Origin of the sequence: Massilia mucilaginosa, from assembly GCF_011682145.1 — a bacterium.
Taxonomy (GTDB): domain Bacteria; phylum Pseudomonadota; class Gammaproteobacteria; order Burkholderiales; family Burkholderiaceae_D; genus Telluria_A; species Telluria_A mucilaginosa.
Genome location: NZ_WHJH01000009.1, coordinates 149,351 through 155,453 on the forward strand (window position 1 = coordinate 149,351; position 6,103 = coordinate 155,453).

At 60.7% G+C, this 6,103-nt stretch carries 5 protein-coding genes and 1 pseudogene; 3 read left to right on the forward strand and 3 right to left on the reverse strand.

What is annotated here, in order from left to right:
• Positions 1–14: 14 nt before the first annotated feature.
• Positions 15–242, reverse strand: coding sequence for a hypothetical protein (locus F2P45_RS11005; protein WP_166874169.1), 228 nt, complete (start codon positions 240–242; stop codon positions 15–17).
• Here F2P45_RS11005 and F2P45_RS11010 point away from each other — a divergent pair.
• The gene (locus tag F2P45_RS11010) at positions 241–873 is read left to right on the forward strand and encodes a hypothetical protein (RefSeq protein WP_166874172.1); all 633 of its coding nucleotides are present in this window, start codon (positions 241–243) and stop codon (positions 871–873) included. The two genes, F2P45_RS11005 and F2P45_RS11010, sit on opposite strands and share 2 nt — an antisense overlap.
• Here F2P45_RS11010 and F2P45_RS11015 read toward each other — a convergent pair.
• Positions 870–3,632 carry a TonB-dependent receptor gene (locus F2P45_RS11015; protein WP_166874175.1) on the reverse strand — a complete coding sequence of 921 codons (2,763 nt, stop codon included), beginning with the start codon at positions 3,630–3,632 and terminating at the stop codon, positions 870–872. The two genes, F2P45_RS11010 and F2P45_RS11015, sit on opposite strands and share 4 nt — an antisense overlap.
• A 390-nt stretch (positions 3,633–4,022) precedes the next feature.
• On the opposite strand from F2P45_RS11015, the gene F2P45_RS11020 reads away from it, so the two are divergent.
• A complete protein-coding gene (locus F2P45_RS11020; protein ID WP_166874177.1) occupies positions 4,023–4,763 on the forward strand; it encodes a GntR family transcriptional regulator in 741 nt (246 codons plus the stop codon).
• A 221-nt stretch (positions 4,764–4,984) separates the two neighbouring features.
• Positions 4,985–5,350: pseudogene (locus F2P45_RS36135) on the forward strand (transposase); the annotation flags it as partial.
• 409 nt (positions 5,351–5,759) lie between these two features.
• On the opposite strand, the gene F2P45_RS36140 reads toward F2P45_RS36135, so the two are convergent.
• Positions 5,760–6,103, reverse strand: a 344-nt coding sequence (locus F2P45_RS36140) for a DUF8189 domain-containing protein (protein ID WP_229505030.1), incomplete at its 5' end; no start/stop codon positions are given.

Here is a 6,103-nt window from a genome sequence, read left to right on the forward strand (position 1 = left end):
GTGTTCCTATCGAACTATTCTTCAGGCACCGGGCCGGCCATGACGGTTATCTCGCAATCGGGCAATGCAAGTCTTGCTTTTGCAGACCGAACCAGGAAGTCAGCTCGATTTGCCGCAAGATAAGCACGAGCTCGCGCAAGCTCTACCTCCAAGTCGACCGCCGGAGCTATCTTGCTCCGGCGCGGAATCGGCGTGTCCGAGACACTCTGCTCAACATGACCATCACGTGTATGTTTTTTCATGTCTGTCCTCATCCCACCCAGATGGTGCGGGCAAAAATTTTTTGAGGCCAGTGATCTTACCGCGCCTCGTAATCACCTCGGTATAGCCCAACAAGCGGTAAAAATCAAGCAGCGCATGGACTGGGGAGGAAATGACGGCTTCCCGACAACCGGCGAGGCCACCAAGTATTTCCAGATACACAGTCGCAATCTCTCCGACCATGCCGACAAGCGGGTGATTGCCTGGAGCACGCTCTATAAAATCAATTCGTGCAACAACTCTCCCATCACTAATTTTGCCGATAACGAGACCGCACAAGAGTGGATCTATCCAAATCGCCAGCTCGACACGTCGGTGACGACGTCTGAATTTTCGCACAAGCCGTTCCCAATCCCAGTTTACGCGGCGATCTTTCCAACCGGCGACGGCGACGAGGGATGCCTCACCAATTTCTGTAAGCCGCATATCCGGGCTGGCCTTTCCGGAGAACTCCTCCATCACAGCCTGCCGCGCGACCTGCCGCAGATCGCGGTATCGGTTCTCCAATGCAAGCCGGGAAGGATTAAGCACAATGTCCTCTCAAAAGAAACGGGACGCACAAGCGTCCCGTTTTTTATCAAAGGGACCGAAGTCCCTCCATCATCGGCTTAGTATTTGCCGTGCAGCGCCAGGTAGATCTGGCGGCCGTTCTTGTACAGCGAACCCGGCACATCCATCGCGCCAGCGGTATGAATCACCGAACGCACCAGCGGATTGTTCAGATCCTTGCCATCGAGCGTGATGCTGAAGTTCTCGTTGATCTGGTACGCCAGCGATGCCGACAGCGATCCCACCGAGGCCTGGTACGAGGCCGAACTGCGGCTCGTGCCATTCAGGAAGCCCGAGCGCCAGCTATACGTCAACCGCGCGCTGATCTTGTTCTGCTCATAGAAAGCGCCGACGTTGTAGGCGTTCTTGGACGTTCCGATCAGGGTGCAATCGGCATACGTGAGCGCGCCGCACATCGAGCCCGGCGCCTTGCCGGTCTCTTTACCCAGGGTGTAGGTATAGTTGGCGTTCACGCCGAAGCCTGCCGGCAGCGCCTGCTGATACGAGAACTCCAGGCCCTTCACTTCCGCCGTGGTGTTGAGCGGGGTGTCGATCTTGTACTCGGTGTTCTTCTTCTGCAGCTGGTTGTAGAAGGTCGCCGTGCCCGAACCGTAGGTCACGTAGCCGTCCAGCGCCGAGTAGAACGCGCCGGCCGACAGCAGCGACTTCTCGGCAAAGTACCACTCCACGCCCAGGTCGAAGTTATTGGCGCGGATCGGACGCAGGTTCGGATTGCCCGCTTTGCCGGTGCCCTGCACATCGAGCAGGTCGGTGCCGGCCATCTGGCCCAGTTCCGGACGCGCCATGGTGCGGCTGGTCGAGAAGCGCGCCACCAGGTTCTTCGACAGGTCCATGCGGAAGTTTGCGCTTGGCAGGAAGTCGAGGTAGGTATTGGTGTACAGGCGCGGCTCGAAAGTGCCGCTCGGCGCGATCTCGTTGCGTTCGACTTCTTCCTTGGTGTGCACCACGCGCACGCCGATATTGCCCGAAATGCCGTCGGCGCCGAAGTTCGCCATCACGTAGGCCGAGCGGGTCGGCTCCTTGATCTTGAATTCGTTTTGCTTGAGGTGGCCTTCGTACTTGGCATGGGTGCTCAGCCAGTTGTTGACCGCTTCGCGCGAGAAGGTCCACCAGCCGGCGCCGTTGGCGTCGAGGTCGTTGAACTCGGTCGGGAACGAAGTCAGGCCGCCCATCGGCAGGTTGCTGACCAAACTCAGGCTCGGCAAGGCGTTGATGCCGATGGCGGTCAGGTCGCGCTTGTGCTCCGCGCCGCGCACGCCGAACTGGATCGACTGCACGCTGGCCAGGTCGAGTTTGTAGGTGCCGTCGATCTGGCCGTAGACTTCCTTGTCGATCGCGGTCACGTGCGAGCCGTAGGTGTAAGGCACATTGCCGCTGCCGTCAGGGCCGCCGCCGATCGAAAACTTGTCGGCGCCCGGAATCACGTAGGTGACCGCCTTGTCGATCCCGTTCATGGTGTAGCTGCCGCCGGCGTACGGCATCCAGATGCCCAGCGCGCCGCTCTTGGTATTACCCAGGCCCTTGGTCGAACCGACCTTGCCGGCCAGGGTCAGCTTGTCGTTGACCCGCCATTTGCCGTCCAGGTTGACGAACTTGGATTGGCTTTCGGCGATCGGGCGGCTGAATTCTTCCTGCACCGCGCTCGACATCGTACCGCACACCGCGCCGCAGTTGGCCGGCACGGTGCCGGTCAGCTGGGTCAGCACGCCGTTGTTGACAGTACCGCTCACGTTACCGGCCGGGAAATCCTTGGCCGTCCAGTTGGGCGCCAGGAAGCGGCCCAGCGACTGCATGAAGTTGTGGTTGATATTCGGTGCGTCCAGGTGCGAACGGAACACGCTCAGGTCGAGCGTGATGTCGCTGGTCGGCTTGAACTGCACGTCGATCAGGCCGCCCTTGCGGGTGCGCTCCTGCTCGAACCAGGCGGTGCCGCCCAGGTAGTTGGCCTTGGCGCCCTTGACCGGATCGGTCTTGATGGCGGTCGAGGAACCGGGCACGCCCTTGTCGATGGACGAACCGGGATCGACCGGATCGTACCAGAGGCCGTTTTCCTGGCCGACCCGGCTCAGGGTGCGTTTTTCATGGAAACCCTGGACCATCACGGCCAGGTTGCCGGCCTCGTTCTTCCAGTTCACCAGGCCGTTGAACTGGCCATCGTTCTTGCCGGAGTTTTGCGAATTGACAGCGCCCAGGCTGACCTGTGCACTGATGCCTTTTTTGAAGTCCAGCGGTTTGCGCGTTTCGATGTCCACCACACCGACGGCGCCGCCTTCGAGCAGGTTGGCCTGCGAACCTTTGTGCACCGTGACGCGGCCGATCAGTTCGGACGGGAACAGGGAGAAGCTGACGCTGCGCCCGCCGCCGATGATGTTATCGGCAAACCAGTCGCCGCTCGAGACGGTGTGGCTGTTCAGGGTGGTGAGGGTCAGGCCGAACGGGGTGCCGCGCAGGGCCACGCGGTCGTTCTCGCCGAAGCTGCCTTCCGAGCCGCCGGCCGCGGCCACGCTCACGCCTGGCAGGCGTTGCAGGGAGTCGGCGACGTTTTTGTCGGGCATCTTGCCCACGTCTTCAGCAGTAATGACTTCGACCATCGTGTCCGAATTGCGCTTCTGATTCAGCGACTGCTGCATGGCCGCGCGAATACCGGTCACGACCACTACTTCGGTCTTCGCTTCCGGGTCCACGGCCGGCACGGTCGCTTGGGCCTGGGCCGACATCGCAATACTTAACACCAGAATAGCTGCCGCCGACGCTACCGGCGTCAGGCTGGTCGATACAGGACGCTCTGCGTTCTTATTCACTACTGACTGATTGCGCTTCATTACTTCCCCCTTGATGTTGGCTCCGTGAGTAAGCCAGTTCATTTTTAACAACGACTTTTTATGTGCTACGGGTACCACCACGTCTAAAACCAATCTAACGCCAATATACTCCTCTTTAATACCAGAACACTACCAGTTAAGTGATTTTTTTCATATGTTGTTTCGTTAATACAGGGGTGGACTGGGAAATTGGCCAAGTGGTCTGGTCATCCGCGGGGAATTTGGCCTAGTTGTGAGAGGGAGGGGTATTTCGGCGGTCTTTTTTTGGTATTATCGTTATATGCAAATTCGACAACTGCATGATGTGGCGGATTTGCGCCATTGACCGGGAAAAGTGGTCCCATCCTTACAGAAGAAAGCGCCATTGGTATGACATCGCTCGCCCAGATCATGCAGACGCTGGCGCAGACCAGCTCCCAGCCGCTGTACCAGCAATTGCAGCGCGCCTTGCGCGAAGCGATCGACCAGCGCCTGTTCGGGCCGGACGAAGCCTTGCCGGCGGAACGGCAACTGGCGCTGGACCTGTCGATCTCGCGCATCACGGTGCGCAAGGCCATCGACGGACTGGTGAGCGAGGGCTTGCTGGTCAAGCGGCCCGGTTCGGGCAACTTCATCAATACGCGGATCGAGAAGAATTTTGCCAAGCTGACCTCGTTTTCGGAGGATATGCGGGCACGCGGACGCACGCCGCGCAGCGTGTGGCTGAAACGTTCGGAGGGCACGGTGACGCCGGACGAAGCCCTGCGCCTGCGCCTCTCGCCGGGGGCGCCGGTGTACCGTTTCAACCGGATCCGCTATGCGGACGAACTGCCGATGTGCCTGGAGTACGCGACCATCGTGGCGTCCTGTTTGCCGTCGCTCGATGTGGTGGGCGTGTCGATGTACGAGGCGCTGGAAGCGGCCGGCAACCGGCCCACGCGCGCGCTGCAACGCTTATCGGCGCTGCTGCTCAATGCGGAACAGGCCAAGCTGCTGCAATCGAAGGAAGGCGATGCGGGATTGTGCGTGGAACGGCTGGCGTTTTTGCGGGATGGCCGGGCGGTGGAGTTTTGCCGCTCGTATTTCAGGGGGGATATGTATGATTTCGTGGCGGAGTTGACCACGGCGTAGTCGTAGCGGCTCGCATTCGAAAATGGCGTGCTCGCGTTTTACGCCGGTCCCGGCCCACAATCACTGCGAACGATCCGGCGCCCGTACTCGGGTGCAGAACAGTCGACATTGACGACCGTCTCAAACTTCCATGAAAATCCACTGCGCCCGATCTTTACCTCAACGACAATTTCTACCTTGGCCGCATGCAGTGCGATGCGCCTTCAGGGAGAGGACGGGGGATGGCTCAACCTCAGGTCCCGGATCAGGGGACAGGTGCAAGCGGGCGCGGCCGTGCATTGATGGACCGGGCACTGTACCTGCCCAAGGAGTGGGCGGAGGACAGGGAACGGCGCGAGGCGGCGAAGGTGCCCGCCGAAGTGGCGTTTGCCACCAAGCCGCAACTGGCGCAAAGCATGATCGAACGCGCCGTGGCGGCACAGGTGCCGTTCGCATGGATCAGCGGGGACGAAGTGTATGGCGACAAACGCAGCCTGCGCGTATGGCTTGAACAGCGGGATCTGCACTTCGTTCTGGCCGTGCGCGGAAATCAGTACGTATGGCCGGATACCGGCACATTACGCTGGCGATGCTGGCGCATGCGTACCTGGCGGCCCTGTGCGCCAATGCCGCTTCGGCGCCGGTCAAAAAAAACTGCCGCCGAGCCCGATGCGGCAATGGAAGCGGCAGCGGCTCCATGCATCTCATTGACCGTGCCGGAGATTCGCAAACTGTTGTGGCGCCTGGCATGGTGGCATGTCCCCCGACCTGATCGCCGTCATTGGGTGGTCTCTCTGGCGACGGCGGCACCAGGCCATGGCCAGAGCCTGCCACTACAAGCGATAACTGTGATTTTTGTCTTCCATCGCTGGCGCACTGCGGCGTTGCCCTCCGCTTGCAGTGCTCGCACTGCGTCGCGTCGGGCGCCTTGCATCGCATCCGGCTATGTTCGCCAAAATCTCACATATATTTCTGCGCGGGTACTTATCTCCTGCGTCGCAGTGCAACTGCCCATGTCTACCATCCCACCATCACCGCGTGCATGCGTCCGTCTGAATGGACCGCCAACACCAGTCTCTTTGCCTTGTTGCCAGGGTTGGACAGCGCATGCCAGTCGGTCCACGGCGCCGAGACGCCGACGGCCGTCTGCTCGTTGTGCCAGAGCTGGTCGTCGAGTCCCGCCATGACTGCGTGCATGCGGCCATCGGGATGGGCCGCCAGCGACAGCGCCTTGGCCTTGTTGCCAGGGTTGGACAGCGCATGCCAGTCGGTCCACGGCGCCGAGACGCCGACGGCCGTCTGCTCGTTGTGCCAGAGCTGGTCGTCGAGTCCCGCCATGACTGCGTGCATGCGGCCATCGG